This window comes from Butyrivibrio sp. (assembly GCF_015056685.1).
Lineage (GTDB): Bacteria > Bacillota > Clostridia > Lachnospirales > Lachnospiraceae > Butyrivibrio.
Genome location: NZ_SVFW01000033.1, coordinates 15244 through 32397 on the forward strand (window position 1 = coordinate 15244; position 17154 = coordinate 32397).

14 protein-coding genes are annotated in these 17154 nt (G+C 41.6%); all 14 read right to left on the minus strand.

The features are described 5' to 3' along the window. Window positions 1-8: 8 nt before the first annotated feature. The 14 genes from mmsA to E7303_RS12190 all read right to left on the minus strand — a co-directional run bounded on the left by mmsA (window position 9) and on the right by E7303_RS12190 (window position 17153). The gene (gene mmsA / locus E7303_RS12125; protein WP_292145577.1) at window positions 9-1541 is read right to left on the minus strand and encodes a multiple monosaccharide ABC transporter ATP-binding protein; all 1533 of its coding nucleotides are present in this window, start codon (window positions 1539-1541) and stop codon (window positions 9-11) included. Window positions 1542-1625: 84 nt separating this feature from the next. After that, the gene (gene chvE / locus E7303_RS12130) at window positions 1626-2774 is read right to left on the minus strand and encodes a multiple monosaccharide ABC transporter substrate-binding protein (protein WP_292145578.1); all 1149 of its coding nucleotides are present in this window, start codon (window positions 2772-2774) and stop codon (window positions 1626-1628) included. A 200-nt stretch (window positions 2775-2974) separates the two neighbouring features. Beyond that, complete coding sequence (locus E7303_RS12135) at window positions 2975-4042, minus strand: sugar ABC transporter substrate-binding protein (RefSeq protein WP_292145579.1); 1068 nt, start codon at window positions 4040-4042, stop codon at window positions 2975-2977. Window positions 4043-4054: 12 nt separating this feature from the next. Further along, entirely contained in the window at window positions 4055-5650 is a 1596-nt protein-coding gene (locus tag E7303_RS12140; protein ID WP_292145581.1) for a helix-turn-helix domain-containing protein, read from the minus strand. Then, window positions 5628-7127, minus strand: coding sequence for a sensor histidine kinase (locus tag E7303_RS12145; protein ID WP_292145583.1), 1500 nt, complete (start codon window positions 7125-7127; stop codon window positions 5628-5630). Before E7303_RS12145 ends, E7303_RS12140 begins: the two co-directional genes overlap by 23 nt. Beyond that, window positions 7120-8205, minus strand: coding sequence for a sugar ABC transporter substrate-binding protein (locus tag E7303_RS12150; RefSeq protein WP_292145585.1), 1086 nt, complete (start codon window positions 8203-8205; stop codon window positions 7120-7122). Before E7303_RS12150 ends, E7303_RS12145 begins: the two co-directional genes overlap by 8 nt. Window positions 8206-8291: 86 nt before the next feature. Continuing rightward, window positions 8292-9386: an HD domain-containing protein gene (locus E7303_RS12155; RefSeq protein ID WP_292145586.1), complete on the minus strand. Its 1095-nt coding sequence runs from the start codon at window positions 9384-9386 to the stop codon at window positions 8292-8294. A 125-nt stretch (window positions 9387-9511) separates the two neighbouring features. Next, window positions 9512-10837 (minus strand): cobyrinate a,c-diamide synthase, encoded by a 1326-nt coding sequence (locus E7303_RS12160; protein WP_292145589.1) that lies wholly within the window; start codon window positions 10835-10837, stop codon window positions 9512-9514. Window positions 10838-10843: 6 nt separating this feature from the next. Then, on the minus strand, window positions 10844-12871 hold the full coding sequence (gene cobK, locus E7303_RS12165; protein WP_292145591.1) for a precorrin-6A reductase: 2028 nt from the start codon (window positions 12869-12871) through the stop codon (window positions 10844-10846). Further along, window positions 12864-13604: a precorrin-3B C(17)-methyltransferase gene (cobJ, locus tag E7303_RS12170; protein WP_292145592.1), complete on the minus strand. Its 741-nt coding sequence runs from the start codon at window positions 13602-13604 to the stop codon at window positions 12864-12866. Before cobJ ends, cobK begins: the two co-directional genes overlap by 8 nt. Next, window positions 13598-14647: a cobalt-precorrin 5A hydrolase gene (locus E7303_RS12175; RefSeq protein ID WP_292145593.1), complete on the minus strand. Its 1050-nt coding sequence runs from the start codon at window positions 14645-14647 to the stop codon at window positions 13598-13600. The genes cobJ and E7303_RS12175 overlap by 7 nt, the downstream gene beginning before the upstream one ends. Continuing rightward, window positions 14644-15402: a precorrin-4 C(11)-methyltransferase gene (gene cobM / locus E7303_RS12180; RefSeq protein WP_292145594.1), complete on the minus strand. Its 759-nt coding sequence runs from the start codon at window positions 15400-15402 to the stop codon at window positions 14644-14646. Before cobM ends, E7303_RS12175 begins: the two co-directional genes overlap by 4 nt. A 15-nt stretch (window positions 15403-15417) precedes the next feature. Further along, complete coding sequence (cbiD, locus tag E7303_RS12185) at window positions 15418-16527, minus strand: cobalt-precorrin-5B (C(1))-methyltransferase CbiD (protein WP_292145595.1); 1110 nt, start codon at window positions 16525-16527, stop codon at window positions 15418-15420. Beyond that, window positions 16524-17153: a precorrin-8X methylmutase gene (locus tag E7303_RS12190; RefSeq protein ID WP_292145597.1), complete on the minus strand. Its 630-nt coding sequence runs from the start codon at window positions 17151-17153 to the stop codon at window positions 16524-16526. The genes cbiD and E7303_RS12190 overlap by 4 nt, the downstream gene beginning before the upstream one ends. Between the last annotated feature and the right edge of the window lies 1 nt (window position 17154).

The following is a 17154-nucleotide window of genomic DNA, read 5'->3' on the forward strand; positions in this document are numbered from 1 at the left end:
CCTATTTATTAACCAGCAGTCTGCAAAATTCTTGACATTATCTTTTCCTGAGTTGCCTCCTTGGCATCAAGTTCTCCTACAATCCTTCCCTCGTTCATGACATAGATTCTGTCTGACATTCCAAGTACCTCGGGAAGCTCGGAAGAAATAAGGATTACAGATTTTCCTTCCGCTACCAGCTGGTTTATTATGCAGTAAATCTCGTATTTAGCACCTACATCGATACCTCTTGTAGGTTCATCAAGTATGAGGATATCAGGATTAGCAAACATCCATTTTGCCAAAAGAACTTTCTGCTGATTTCCACCGCTTAAGTTGCCAACATGCTGTTCTACAGAAGGCGCCTTTGTCTTTAGCTTATCCTTGTACTCTACCGCAACCGCATATTCTTTATGCTTGTCAATTACTGTTCTGTGGCTTACTGCCTCAAGATTTGCAACTGTAGTATTTGTCTTGATCGGATTTGAAAGAATAAGGCCATTTCCCTTTCTGTCCTCAGTAACATATGCTAGTCCATGCTTTATCGCACTCTTAACAGTATTTAGCTGTACTTCTTTTCCGTTTAATATAATCTGTCCGGTGATATTCTCTCCGTAGCTCTTTCCAAAAATACTCATGGCAAGCTCTGTTCTTCCTGCTCCCATAAGTCCGGAGATTCCTAAAACTTCACCTTTTCTGACATAGATATTTACGTCATCAACAACTTTTCTATCTTTATGTAAAGGATGGTAAACATTCCAGTTCTTTACTTCCATGCTCACATCGCCGATGTTTGGCACTCTCTTTGGGAATCTGTCTGAGATCTCACGACCTACCATTCCCTTAATTATCCTGCTCTCAGAGAAGTCATCAACGCCCTTTGTAAGAGTCTCAATAGTCGCTCCGTCTCTTATGACAGTGATCTTGTCTGCCACATAAGAAACCTCATTTAATTTGTGAGAAATGATAATGGAAGTAAGACCACGTTCTTCCTTTAGCCTTAGCAAAAGATCAAGCAGCGCTTTTGAATCAGTCTCATTGAGTGATGATGTAGGCTCATCCAAAATAAGAAGCCTTGCCCTTTTAGAAAGAGCCTTGGCAATCTCTACAAGCTGCTGTTTACCAACACCAATATCCTTGATCAATGTCTGTGTACTTTCTCTAAGTCCAACAATATCCAGGTATCTTCTCGCCTGCTTGTTTGTCTCGTTCCAGTCAATCTTTATTTTCTTTCCTCTCTCATTTCCGAGGAACATATTCTCAGCAATAGTCATATAGGGAATAAGCGCAAGTTCCTGATGAATAATAACTATTCCCTTCTCTTCACTATCCTTTATGGCTCCAAACTTGCAAGTTTCACCATCATATACAATATCGCCCTCATAAGAACCATATGGATAAACACCACTAAGCACATTCATCAGTGTGGATTTTCCTGCCCCGTTTTCTCCAACAAGCGCATGAATCTCACCATTCACAACTTTTAAGTTAACGTTGTCTAATGCTTTCACACCAGGAAAGGTCTTGGTGATATTTTTCATTTCCAATAATATCTTTTCCAATGTTGCCCCTCCTCCTTTTCTATCTGTATCGGCCTATTCTCAAATATAAGGCGGGCCAGTAAGACCCGCCTGTATAAAGCTTAATTACTGAAGATCGCTCTCTTTGTAGTAACCTGAATCAATAAGAAGTTCTTTGTAGTTGTTAACATCAGCAAATACAGGTTCGCAAAGGTATGAAGGAATAACGCCTGTTCCGTTGTCGTATGTTGATGTGTCGTTAACAGGAGCATCTGTGCCCTTCATGATAGCGTCAACCATCTCTACTGTCTTAGCTGCAAGTGTACGTGTATCCTTGAAGATTGACATTGACTGCTTACCAGCGATCATGTTCTTAACGTTTGCAACGTCACAGTCCTGACCTGTGATGATTGGCCAATCACCTGTGTAGTTAGCTTCAAGAGAGTTTGTAACACCAAGAGCTGTTGAGTCATTTGAGCAAAGAACTGCATCAAGCTTTGTTCCATTTGCATAGTTAGCAGAAATGATAGCATCCATTCTTGACTGTGCATTCTCTGTTGACCAGTTAGCTGTTGCAACGTTATCGAAGTCTTTCTGGCCTGACTGAACAACGAGCTTGCCTTCGTCGATGTACTTGTTAAGTACGTCCATAGCGCCGCCGTAGAAGAATCTTGCATTGTTGTCACCAGGATCACCTGTGAAGATTTCAATGTTGAATGGGCCTGCTGCGTTGTCAAGATCAAGCTGATCTCTGATGTACTCGCCCTGCTTTGTTCCAACCATGTAGTTATCAAATGTTGCATAGTATGAAACAGCATCTGAATTCATGATAAGACGGTCATAAGCGATAACTGAGATTCCTGCTTCCTTTGCCTGAGCAAGAACAGTTCCAAGTGAATCACCATCGATAGAAGCAATAACAAGAACCTGTGCCCCTGAGCTGATCATGTTCTCAATCTGAGAAACCTGAGTAGCAATATCGTTTGATGCATACTGAAGGTCAACTTCATAGCCTGCTGCCTTAAGCTGCTCTTCCATGTTGGCACCATCCTGGTTCCATCTCTGAAGATCCTTAGTAGGCATTGCAACGCCGACTTTTCCGCCGCCTGCGCTCTCTGTCTGTGCAGGTGTTTCTGTCTTTGTCTCTGTTTTGGTCTCAGTCTGAGCTGCGCTGTTGTCAGTCTGTGTCTGAGCCGGTGCTGCACTTCCGCATCCAACCATGAGCGATGCTGCCATAGCCATTGAAAGAACTGCACTTAATAGTTTTCTCTTCATTTCTTTTCCTCCCACAATAGTTTGTTAGTAGTTTTTTGCAGATTGTTTTCTGCTCCTTACGAGTGTCATTCTAGCATCGGGAGAATAGGAGTAACTTACGACTTATAGCACATTTTTATTATTAAATTTTTATAAAAAAAGCTGTGCTAGCATTTTATTGCAAGCACAGCTTTTTGATTTTCAAAATAATGCTACTGTCATTATTTTGGCATTTTTCCCGGAACATTTAAGTACACATCTTCTTTTAAATGAAAGCCACTCTTAATTATTACTTCATCGATATTATCCGCTGTAACACTGACCGGTTCTATCTTTAGATACGGGATTTTTTTTCCGTCATTATCATATACGGAGAGTTCTTCTTCCAAAAGCTCCTCCCCTTTAGCCAGCTTAACTGCTGACTGCGCCGCTTTCTGAGCCAGCTTCTCGATTGGCTTATACACAGTCATAAGCTGAGTTCCCTCAACTATCCTCTGGCAGGCTTCAAGATCAGCATCCTGTCCCACAACCAGCTTTTTACCTGCAAGTCTCTTTTCAGACAGCGCATGGACCACTTTGCTGGCAAGGTCATCATTGCCGCACATAATAGCATCAGCCTGTTCAACCAGATCCATGTGCTCGTAGATATAATCCCCTGCAAGTTCCGCTCTCCAGCCATCGGCATGAAAGACATCAAGGACAAGTATCTTATTCTCCTCCATTACTTTTCCAAAGCCGCTCTCAACCATAGGTACATTGTAGTCTGTTGGCGATCCGCAGAGCATAAGCACTTTCCCGCTGCTCAGACCCTTTTTCATAAGGGCATTTCCCATCATTTCCCCGACCTTCTCATTGTCAAAAGAAATATAGAGATCTGCATCTGCCCCTGCAATAGGTCTGTCATAGGCGATTACCTTGATTCCTGCTTCCCTGGCCTTTTCTACGCTCTCCAAGATTTCCTCGGAATCAATAGTAATGATAACTATCACATCCATGCCTTTTTTTATAAAATAATCGATTTGCTGCCTTTGCTGGGCAGGATCTCCATTGGCATTCTGGACATTAACCTCTGCCCCCAGCTCTTTTGCCGTGGAAACAAATACATCCCTGTCCCTCTGCCAACGCTCTATGACAAAAGAGTCAAAGCACATGCCGATCTGGATCTTATCGCTTTCCTTCTCCGCACTATTATCTGCTTTCGCCGATTCTTTTTCACATCCGCTAAAGGACATTACAGTTAAAAAAGCCAGTAAAAAAACACAAATAACCCTTCTTATTCTTTTCCCCATTTTAAATACCCTTTAGAACCTGTCTTTATATTCTGTAGGTGTAACTCCAACGTTTTTCTTAAAGCTGCGGCTAAAATAATTAGGATCGGTATAGCCACAGGAAATGCATATCTCCTTAATAGAAAGATCCGACTCCTCCAAAAGCTTTTTGGCCTTTTCTATTCTTACATTTGTCAGATACTCAATGAAATTAAGTCCATTTTCTTCTTTAAATATCTTACTAAAATAGTAAGGCGATATATTAACGACTCTTGAGACATCATCAAGGGAAATGTCTTTATGGAAATTGTCTTTGATATAATCCATGGCCGTTTTCATAATGCTGTTTGAGCGCTCTTCCCTCTTGCTGATCACGTTCCTGCAGGCACCTGACATCTTATCTATGAACCATTTCTTTATCTCCGCAGGTGAATCAAGCTCCATTATTTCAGGAAGGTAGTTATTTCTCCCAGAGTACTTGTAGGTCTGTCCGCCGTTCTGATATGCAAGATGCTCTGCGTATAAAGAAAACTCCAGTACTTTAAGCCTCATGGACATCAGGTCTCCATCCCTGGCTCTCTGGCACATCCAGTCGGCATACTTTTCCGCATATACCAAAGTTCCATTCTGGTCACCTTTTGTAACCGCATCAAACATGGGCTTTTCAAGGTCCTTGGGATAATCATCCTCATATCCACAGCTAATAGTAAGGTCATCCACATGAGCAACTGAGCCTGTTGTAGCTATAAGTGCGTTTAAAGCTTCCTTATAAGACTCTGCAAGCTCCCTTAAGGGCTTAACTCCGCCAATCCCCACTCTGAAGCTGATCTCTGTCTTTTTCTTAAGAAACCTGGCCATTTCCCTTGCCCTGTCAATGATCTCAGTTCTCTCGTTGTAATCAAGACTCTCTTTTTCAAGAGGCAAAAGAACTGCTATCTTATTGGCCATTACGTTTCCAATCTTGCAGTCAAAAAAGGTCCTGACACCTTCTCTTATCTCCTGATATTTACCGGATATTTTTACAGAGCTTCCAACCGCGTTGGTCATGTGGTTTCCCTCCTGGGAATCACCACAGACAATGGCAAGCATACAGCCATAGTTCTCATTTATCCCCAGAATAGTCCTGTAGCTGTCTATATCCTCTTCAAAATGTTCCTGCAAAAGAATGTCATAAATAAGTCCGTTCTCGATAATAGGCTCAACTGTCTCAAGCTTTTCCTTGATTAAAAGCTCATTGCTGCGCTTTTCACGATCGCTGTCTATCTGCTCCATGGCCTTTTTCAGAACTGTGATTACCTTTATCCTCTCCATGGGCTTTGTGATATACTCCAAAACTCCCAGTTTTATGGCCTCTTTAGCATAATCGAACTTATCATAGGCGGACATAACAATGAAAACAGTGTTAGTGCAAAACCTCTTCATTTCTTTTATGGCATCAATGCCGTTGATCCCCGGCATATGGATATCTATAACCGCAATATCAGGTCTGAAACTCTCTGCAAGTTCTATGACCTTTCGGCCCGACTTTGCAAACTCAACCTGACATAACTGCCCGAACTCTTTTTCTATTATGAATTTCATTGAGTCGATGACGATACCCTCGTCATCAGCAATCATCACCCTGTACATTTTTTGCTCCCTCAAGAGGCAGACGAATCACTACTTCGCAGCCCTTGCCTTCTCCTTCACTAAATATCTGCAATACGTCCTCATGCCCCACAAAAAGACGGAGCCTTTTTATCACATTGTCCATGCCTATTCCGTTGTTGTCATAGGCGTTTTCATCGCTTACATAATCCCCTGAAAGGATCTTTTCTATAGTCTCATTACTGATGCCTTTTCCGTTATCCTTCACACTTATGCAGACATCTTTGTCCTGCCTGTAAACTCTAAGAACAATCCTGCCATCCCCGGCCATTTCCCTTATACCGTGATTTACAGCATTCTCTACAATTGGCTGAAGGATCATGCTTGGCATTTTGTGATCAAGAAGTCTTTCATCCACCTGTTTTTCGTAACCAATATCCCCTGAAAAACGCACATTTAAAATGTGGATGTAGTTGTCAACTAAAGTGACCTCTTCCCTTAAAGTAACAGCGTCCTTCTGATTTTTAACATTGTATCTGAAAAAGTCAGCTACAGTCTGAACATATTCATAAGTTCTGTCAGCACCTTCCATCATTGCAAGCTGGGCACCTGCATTTAACGTGTTAAAAAGAAAATGTGGGTTTATCTGGGCCTGCAAATACCGCAGCTGTGCGTCCTTAAGATGTGCCTCCATCATCAGCTCTTTTTCCTGCATATAGCGCTCATTGGCCATGCTGACCTTAAGCTGTTCAATGTAGTCCTTGATGCTGACGATCATCTTGTTAAAGGCACCGATAACAATGCCGACTTCATCGCTATAGGAGACCGACGGAAGTGTCACATCGAAATCACCGTCTGCGATCTCATTGGCTGAATCCGCAAGGCTTTTAAGTGGCATTATCATCGCCTTAACAAAGCTTGTGATTATGATCACATTTCCTATCATTACAAAAGTCATTACCACAACGCCTATGATCTCAAAGGTTCTAAAGGTCTGGATCAGGGTTATGAAGTCCTCTGAATTTATTACAAAAAGCTCCAGATTAAGACTTGTAATATAGCTTTGTATGTTCTCAAAAAGATCCGTGGAGGATTCATAGTAGGCTCTGTATTTTTCTACATTTCTTCCTCTTTTGGCCTCTATAGTCTGCTCAACCTGCTCAAGGTATTCACCCGACATGTACTTTATATTTCTTTCCATTCGGTTAAAAGAAAAATCGGTAACTTTATCTCCCAGATCATCAGTCAGATCTTTGAACTTCTGAGCATTTATATAGTAGTTTTCCAGAGAGTCACTGGTCTTTGAAGAAAGATACTCAGTCATGGAATCCTGAACCATGTTAAGCGCCACGGAAAGCTCATTTAAAGACCTGTTACTTTCATAGACCATCTCCATGTCTTTTGACATGCTGTTGATCCCGACTATCAAAAAGAGATTAACGATAAATATGGTTATATTGGCAAGAACGCAGGCGCTTATGATCTTGGTCTGAAGGGGGCTGTTTAAGAATTTATTCATCAAGAGCCTCCTTCTTCAGGAAATCTGCCACGTTACTTCTGTCGATAAGTGTTACGTCTGCCAGATAATATTCGCTTGTATTTCCAAATTCATAATAGTCCAAAAGGGCAGAAACACTGTACTCTCCCAGCTGCTTGGTATCGATTGAGATAGTAGCATAGACACCGCCTCTGTCTATGGCCTTAACAATCTCAGAGGAGTCGTAATAACCGAGTACGCTGACTTCTCCTACCTTGTTAAAATCAACAACTGCCTGATAAGTACAGGTAGTATTAAGCTCATTCAGGCACACGATTACATCAGGAACATCCTCTTTTAAAAAGATATCCCTGATTGATTCTTCTACCGAAAATGCATTTGTGTTATCAACCGTGACAATAGAAACATCAAACTCTGCGTCTGTTACATTTTCTTCACTGATAGTATCCTGAATGGCAGAAATAATGATATTCTGTCCGGCGTCTTTGGTATCAGCATTTGCAAGAACTGCGACCTGAACCTTTCTGGTATCCTCAACACCATCTTCTCCAAGAAGCTTTTCACGTCTTGCGTCCTTGATAATATTGATGATCTGCTTGGCATACATCTTGCCCACGCTATATCCACCGATCCCCACAAAGCTCAGCCTGTCGGAATGGGTGTTATCACCATAGAGCGTTACTACAGGTATCCCATTACTTACCGCATCATTTATGAGCGCAGTCATGGAACTTGACTCATCAGCACAGACCATGATCCCGTCGACCTTTGATGCTGTTGCTATCTTCATCAGTTCTTCACAGGAATAGTCCCTTGAAAGATTCATCCCCAAAAGATCTACATAGATATCAGATTCCCTGGCTTTTTCCAGCGCTCCCTCATACACTGACTGCCAAAAATCTGTCTTGTAATTATCAGTTATCATCACAAAATACTTGTCATAGGTGTGAGCTTCCGCCTGTTTAACAAGCTCTAATCTGTAAAATCTAAAGTATAGCGACCCAAAGATAAGTGTCAAAAGCGTAAAAAGAAGCGTTAGTATCAGCACCAGATACTGTCTTCTTATTTTTTTTGCGTATAAGTCTTTTCTTACTTTCATAAGGTTGATTTTAGCAGATGACTTTAGTCAAAAAAAGTGGATTTTATTGTCATTGAAAATCAAAAATGACAATAAAATCCACTTCATTATGCATAAAGCGCTTTATTATTGCTTGGTGAGAAAATTGATGTAAATGTAGTCTCTCTGTTTTTAAAGCTTATTTCACCTGAGATATTTTTCTCAATTATGGAAGCTGCTATCTTCCCTATCTCCGGATCAAACTGTGTTCCGCAGTTTCTAAGGATTTCTTCTCTTGCTTCAAGTGGCGATAGCTGCCTTCTGTATGACCTGTTTGATGTCATGGCATCATAGGCATCAGCCACACAGATTATACGGGGGATAAGCGGTATCTCATCGCCCTTCAATCCGTCAGGATATCCCTTTCCATCATATCTTTCATGATGCCATCTGGCGCCGTAAGAAATAAGCGGTATCTCTGTAATAGATGATAGTATCTCATGGCCAATTATAGGATGCTGTCTGATGGCAGCCATCTCTTTTTCATTGAGTTCTCCGGGCTTACGAAGAACTGTGTCAGATACTCCGATCTTTCCTATATCATGTAACAATCCTGCCTGATAGATGATCTCAAGCATTTTGTCATCGTAGCCCATCGCCTCAGCAATCTCGCAGGCGTACTCGGCAACTCGCACTGAATGGCCATTAGTATATGTATCCTTGGCATCAATTGCAGAAGAAAGTGATTTGATGATCTGTTTGGTGTAAATAACCAGCTTTTTGTGCTCCTCTGCAAGAGAGTCTCTATATGAATACATCTTGGTAATGAGATAATCATTTACGTACTGACTGTTTATTACATTATCTATTCGCCTGTTAAGAACTTCCTGTGCCAAAGGCTTTCTGATAACATCCGCCGCACCTATGGTAAGGAAAAAAGCTTCCTTCCCTGAATCTTCAGGAATAAGGATGATCACCGGTGTATTCTCTAATACCGGATCAGACTTAAGCCTTGAAAACAGCGCAAAATAATCATTCCCCGGGTAATCAAGATCCAATAGGATAAGTGACGGACGAAGTCTGGACTTAAGAAGTGCCAGTGCCTCTCTCTCAGATTTAACAAAGACACAATTTCTGTCCCCATTTATCAGATTACGGATATTCTCTTGTTCAGATACATTAGATGATATACAAAGTAATATCTGCGTGTCTTTCGAAAACATGTTTTCCCTTTAATAAAACCCTTTTTTTCAACTAGTTAAAAATCTGCCTAAAAAGTTAGATTTAAATATAACAAATCACCTGTGAAAATATCTGCAAAAAATTGTGAAAAAAAAACGAATTTTTTTCAGTGCTTTGCTGCCTCATCTAAAAACTTTTCAGCAAAATCAGGGCATGAGGGATAATAAAGGTGCGGAAAGCCCATATATGAGCCATTTTTATGATGAATACACATGTACTTACGATTTCCGGCTGGCTTTTTGGCCACAAAAGCCTCTCCATTATTATCAGTGTCATAATAATGAAACTCGTGTCCCTTTATTTGAAACTCATCGTCACTTAGCTCAACATAACCAAAGCGTACCTTTTTCCCGGCCCAGCTTGTATCAGCATCAATAAAGCCAGCCATTTCATAGGAATTCCCATCAGGATCCGTGATCTTTTTCGTCAGGTACATGAATCCTCCGCACTCCGCCAAAACAGGAAGCCCAAGTGATAGCTTTTCTTTTATGTCATGAAGCATATCCCTGTTATCTGATAGATCTTTGAGATAGTTTTCAGGATATCCCCCACCAAGAATGAGGCCATCTGTGTTTTTGGGAAGTGCCTTATCCCTGATCGGTGAAAAGAAAACAATCTCAGCCCCAAGACTTTTTAGGAGTTCGAGGTTTTCTCTGTAGTAAAAACAAAAAGCCTCATCATATGCCACTGCTATCCTTGCTCTTAACGCCTTTGGTTCAGCCTTACTTTTGGTAAAAGAAATAGCTTCTGCCTTTTTAGAAAGCTCTAAAAGGCCTTTTATATCTACGCCTTCTTCAATTATCCCGGCTGTAATATCAAGTTTTTCTTTAAGACCATCTATTTCTTTGGGGAGAATAAGGCCTAAGTGCCTGCTTGATAGTTCAATATCTTTCTTATTTTCAACATAGCCATAGCATCTTATTCCCAGCTCTTTTTCTATAAGGGGCATAAGTACAGCCGCAAAGCTCTTTGATGTCTTATTAAGGATCACGCCTTTTATGAGTTTTTCACTGTCATAGTCAAGAAAGCCTCGTATCTGCGCAATAAGAGACCTTCCGGCGCCTCTCCCATCAACTACGAGAACTATCGAAGTCCTTAAAACTCTTGCGAGATCATAAGATGAGCCCTGCTCCTCTACTCCGCCTATGCCATCGTAAAGCCCCATTACGCCTTCTATTACAGCCATATCTCCCGTATACTCATCTGCAAAGATTTTTCTTGTAAGGTCATCCGCCGTAAAAAAAGTGTCCAGATTCCCTGAAGGAATACCCACCACATCTCTGTGAAACATGGGGTCAATGTAGTCCGGGCCGCATTTAAAGCTGCACACATCTATATTCTGTTTTTTCAATGCAGCCAATATTCCGAGGGTTACAGTGGTTTTCCCACTTCCGCTCTTAGGGGCTGCTATAAGTATTCTTGGATAATTCATTCTTCCTCAATGTCCAATCGTAAAAGAGACGATATATACCGGGTTTTCTGCTTCCATAAGGGAGTATTGTCCAAGGCTTTTTGCTTTACTTACCTGGACAAGTGCTATATCTGCATCTTTGATCTCATAGTCTTTGATAAGTTCATTTAATGCAGAGATTGTCTCGATCGTAACTGCATTTGCAACAACTCTTATCCTCTTTTCATAAGTTCTCAATCTTTCAAATATACTCTTTAGATTCCCACTGCTGCCGCCAATAAAAACCTTGTCAGGAGCAGGCAGCGCATCAAGAGCCTCTGGCGCTATGCCTTCCACTACTTCGATATTTGAAAGCATGAATTTGTCAGCATTTTTCCTAATAAGGTCGCATGCCTCTTTCTTTTTCTCAACTGAGTAAACCTTTATTTTAGGAGATAATCTTGCACATTCCACTGAAACAGAGCCTGTTCCTCCTCCGATATCATATATGACATCTCCATCACATGGCTTTAGCTTACAAACAGACAAAGTCCTTATTTCCTCTTTTGTCATTGGTACTTTGTCCCTGATAAATTCTTCATCCTTAAGTCCCGGAAGAAGCTCTTTTTCTGCCTTCTGCTCATTTTTGATCATGAGGGTGTAAAGACCTTCTTCATCAAGTTCTGCGCACCCTGCAGCGTCAAGCGCACAGATCTTTTCATCACCATAAAGATTACAGCCGGCATATACTGTAAACTTACCTTTTTTGTTATCCTCCAGTTTTTCCAGAAGTTTTCCGATTGTATTTATGTCTTTTACACCGGAAGTAATGGCTATGGTGCCGGCATTTCCTGTTACAGATGCTATTAGCTCTCCTGTCCATTTTTTCTCATCTACCCCGTGAGTACTGATGATAGCTTTATCCTGCCAGTTATCACCTATCCTTGCGCACAGGGCACTTACTGATGATATGCCGGGCAAAACTTTGGGGCTGAAGCCTTCATTTTTAAGCGCTGCAAGGAGCTTTCCGGCGCCGCTGTAAAATCCAGTATCACCTGAGAAAAGAACTACCACTTTAATAGTTTCTTTTTCATTTTCTTCTTTTATCTTTTCAAGGGCAGGTACTATGTCAGATGCAAGGTAATAAGGATACTTCCGGCATTCTGAAGCTATGCCCTCAAGCATTCTCCCCGCACCAAAAATGTAATCTGCTTCATCTAAGGCCTTTTGTACTTCCAAAGTAAGGGTTTCTTTCCCCATTCCAAAACCCGCCAAGGTAACTTGCAGGCTCTTTGCCTGCTTTTTACCTGTGTTTTGGCCAAACAGACTGATAATTTTCTCTCTGACTCTTTCATAGTCCTCACCGGCATTTTCGACCGGACGCTTTATTATAAAGATCTGAGCTCCCGCATTCCTTGCAGCCTGTATCCTTTCAATCTCTCCTCCAGCCTTTCCGCTCTCCTTTAAGACCACGACCTTTGCATCATAGTTTTTTAAAAAAAATAGATTTACGTCATAGGAAAATGGCCCCTGCATGGCTATTATCTGCTTTCCCAAAAGTCCATTGTCGTAACAGATCTTAAGGCTCTCACTATTTGGGATGACTCTTACCACAAGGCGCTCTAATAAGCTCTTTTCGCGGCAAAACTCAGGGATATCCTTGGAGCCTGTTGTCAAAAAAACTGTACCCTTCGTTTCAAGAAGTGCCTTGGCACAGTCCCTGGCACTTTCAAAGAACCTTGCGTCAGAGGCATCGATCTTCTCATTGCTTCTGTGCACTCTAAAAAAACGAATATCAGAAAGATCCTTTCTTGCATCATCGATTTCTTTTTTCACAAGCTCTGCATAGGGATGAGTTGAATCAACTATCGCCAGAGGCTTTTCTTTTTCAAAAAGCTCTTTCATCTGACCACTGTCAAGCCTTCCGATGCGCACGTCAATAAAAGGATCATCATCTATAACCATTTTCCCGTAATCTGTTGCAACAAGATAAATACATGGTATTTGAGCCTTTGCAAGGTCTATTGCCAGTTCTTTTCCTTCAGTTGTACCGCCAAAAATGATTATCTTATTCATTTATCCTGTATCCTCTTGGAGTCACCAATTTGTCACCAATAAGTTTAGATCTTGAATTACCAATAAATACTGTGGTGAACATGTTTACACTCTCGTTTTTTAGGTCTGATAAAGTGCACACATGGGCCCTTGTGCCTTCTCGGCCAATATTCTCCACGTAACCGCAGGCTCTTTTTTCGTCTACACCGCTTGAAAGCATGATGTCACAGGCTTTTTTCAGATAGTCTGCTCGTTTTTTGCTGGAAGGATTGTAGATAACTATCGAAAAATCCCCATCTATTGCTGCTTTCAGCCTCTTTTCTATCTGCTCCCACGGAGTTAATAAGTCGCTTAAGGATATCACGCAAAAGTCATGATTTATGGGTGATCCCAGGACTGCTGCCCCGGAAATTGCTGCAGTAACGCCAGGTATCACACAAACGTCTACCTCAGGATACTCTTCCCAAAGTTCATACACAGGTGATGCCATACCGTAAACTCCAGCATCGCCGCTGCAGATAAGTGCTACATTTTTCCCTTCCCTGGCAAATTCAAAGCTTTTCCTGCACCTTTCAATTTCCTGTTTCATAGGGGTTGTAAAAAATTCTTTCCCCGGAAAAAGATCCTTAACAAGATCCACATAGACTGTATAGCCTGCAATGATATCGCTACTTTCCATAGCTTCAATTGCCTGCCCGGTCATCATGCTCTTATCTCCGGGACCCATTCCAACTATAAATATCTTTCCTACCATGTTATTGTGATCATCCTTCTCTTTGCTTCCGCAAGGGTCATTCCATCTCTGGAAGTCTTAGTTTTTAAAAGCCCCGCCCCTTGGCCTGCCCCCAAAACTGCTGCCCTTTCGCATACATTTCCCACGCCGACTTTGCTCTTTACAAAATCAGATTCCTCAAAATTCCCTTCGGCCTTTTCAAGTTCTTCAGAGGAAAATGTGATGAGCTTAACTCCAAAATACTGACACAGCTTAAGTAAACCAATCTCGCTACTTTTCACATCTATTGAACAGATGGCATAGAGGTTTTTGGATAGCTCTTCTTCGTCATACTGCTCAAGCACAAATGCTTTTAGCTGCTCAAAGCTCTTGCCCTTCTTGCATCCCATGCCTAAGACCATGCGCTTTGGATAAAGAAAAAGCGCATCATCAAAGAGCTTTTTTTCTTTCTCATCACCTATATAAAAATCAGGAATGCATAAAAGCCCAGTGCCATCATTTTGTAAATTCATATTGATCTCTGATAGCTCTACTGGCGCTTCTCCCACAAACTCTTTTTCCTTAAGGTCACAGATAAACCTAACCTTTTCGCCCCTTAAAACCTTGGAAGATATCTTTTTTATCTTTTCCTTTTCAGAGATAACAAGACCGTTTTTCCTGGCAAAAACATCTATGGCAAAGGCTCTGTTAATATCCGTTGCAGTTGTGATAACTGCTGTAGCACCTATTCTTTTGGCCAAAAGAGCTGCCAGGTCATTGCCACCTCCGTAATGCCCTGACAAAATCGGAATGACAAAGTGTCCCAGCTCATCTATTACAACTACCGGGATATCTTTTAATTTATTCTGAATGCATGGAGAAAGGAGCCTTACTGCAATTCCCACAGCTCCGATAAATACTATAGGTTGATGTTCTTCAAAGCATCTTTTAAAAAAGTCAGAGAGCTTCTCATCCTCACTTTTTATCTCAGCAAGAATATCACTATTTTCGGAAAAGAGCTTTTCTGCCAACTGCCTTCCTTTATCTGTAATATAGGAGACCTGTACCACTTTGATCTGGTTCATTTTTTTATTCCTCTAAAACCTGTTTCAAAATCCGGTGAATAGAGTTTTGACTGTGAATATCCGGATTTTGCTATCACTCCTCCAACAAGAACAACTGCCAGATTCTTAATACCTTCTTTTTGCCCGCTCTCATAAAGGCTTCCCACTGTGCAGAGAATTTTCTTTTCATCAGGCCAGCTTGCCTTATACACGATTGCAGCCGGAGTATCAGCGTTGTATCCACCGTTAATCAGCCTTTTTGATAATTCATCAAGCATTCCCGCACTTAAATATATTGCCATTGAGGTCTTATGAGCTGCCAGGCTCTCTATTGATTCATTTACAGGTACTGTGGTTTTTCCCTCCATTCTGGTGATTATAAGGGTCTGACTTACATCAGGAAGTGTGTATTCAAGATTAAGCGAAGCCGCAGCCCCAAAGCAGGCGCTGACACCCGGGCAGCTGTCATAGCTTATATTTTCTTTATCAAGAAGCTGCATCTGTTCCATAACAGCCCCATATATACTAGGCTCCCCTGTGTGAAGCCTGACCACTTCCTTTCCATTTCTTTCTGAAAGGACCATTATCTCCATAACTTCATCCAGGGTCAAAAGGGCGCTGTTATATATTTCGCAGGTTTCTTTCGCATATTCTAAAAGCTGTGGATTAACCAAAGATCCTGCATAGATTATTACATCTGCTTTTTGTAAGAGCTTCATGCCCCTTACCGTTATAAGGTCAGCAGCACCGCACCCTGCACCAACAAAATGAACCATTTTTTCCTCTTTCTTTTACATCAGTAAATCTTTTGCACCGGCAGACTTTGCAAGTATCCCAAAATCCCCGGAATAGATGACACATTCTATCTGTATTTTCCCCTGAGCCCTGAAGTTTAGGTAAAACAAAACCTTCTCAAGTACAATGTCCATGGTCTCCTTAAGTATCCCAGCCTCTTCCACAAGGCGAAGTGCTTCCTCAGTGTTTGTGCACCCAAGTATCTTTCTTGCAAGTGCAGAATCACCATTAGCCAGGATCCCGCAACAGGCAAGGATCTCCATTCTGCAGTCAGCCTCATGGGAATGAGTATTCATGATACCGCCCGCAACTTTGATGAGCTTTCCGATGTGGCCTGTAAGAACCATTTTCTCAAATCCCATATCGCATACCATGTCTACGGTTTCACCGATGAAATTGGAGCACTTTACACTTTTATCAAGGTCATATCCAAAATTATCCTTCATAAACTGCTGGCCAAAATTGCCGGGAGATACTATGGCAACCTTCTGCCCAAGAGCTTTTTTCTGATTAAGCTCTACCCTTATGGTATCAAGGATAGCTTTAGTACTCATGGGCTCAACAATGCCTGTAGTCCCAAGTATTGAGATTCCGCCCTCAATTCCAAGCCTCGGGTTAAAAGTCCTCCCCGCAAGCTCTTCCCCTTCAGGAACTGATATCTCAACTTTCAAGACTCCGTTAAAATCAAAAAAGCTGCACACTTCTGTAACTTCTTTTTGGATCATCTCCCTGGGAACATGATTTATCGCAGCATTCCCAACCTCCTGGTCAAGCCCCGGTTTTGTAACTCTTCCAACTCCGCTTCCGCCGTCAATTATTACTTTCAAGGAGGTATGCATATCTTTTTCAAAAGAATCCTCTATGATACTTACTTTTGAAACAATGTGACTTCCTGTTGTAACATCCGGATCATCACCCCCATCCTTGATAACAGCGCAGGTGACAAAAGACTTTCCCTTTTGTATATCAACGATATGAGCCTCAAACATAACTCCTGCCGGGGTCTCTATCTCAATCGTGCTTTTCTCTTTTCCCGAAAGCAGCATGTACGTTGCTGCCTTTGATGCAGCCGCAGCGCAGCTCCCTGTTGTAAATCCTTTTCTCATAGGCCATATACCAATGCATTTACAATGGCAGCAGCTATATTACTGCCGCCTTTTCTTCCGCGGTTTATTATGTATGGAACATCTGAATGTAAAAAGAGCTCTTTTGCCGCTACTACATTTACAAATCCCACAGGCACACCAATGACAAATTCAGGTCTGTAGATACCTTTTTCCATCATCTCATATAAGGAAATAAGGGCTGTCGGGGCATTTCCTATGGCAAAAATTATGGGGACATTAAGCTCTGCTGCCCTTTCCATACTTACAGTTGCCCTTGTGACTCCGCGCTCTTTCGCCTCCTTAGCAACATTTTCATCAGCCATGAAACAGTGGACCTCTCCGCCGTACATGGAAAGTCTGTTTTTGTTGATGCCAGCCATGGCCATATTGGTATCAGTGACGATATGTGCGCCGTTTTTTATCATGTCTCTGGCAATCTTTATGGCGTTTTCTGAGTAGGTAAGAGTATCCGCATAGTCAAAGTCAGCACTTGTATGTATCACTCTTTTTGTGACAGGCGCCTCTTCATCGGGAATAGCCTTGCCCATGTCCTCAAGCTCTTTTGTTATTATCTCAAAGCTTCTTTTTTCTATTTCAGAAGGAAGTACAAATTCGATATTCTCCATA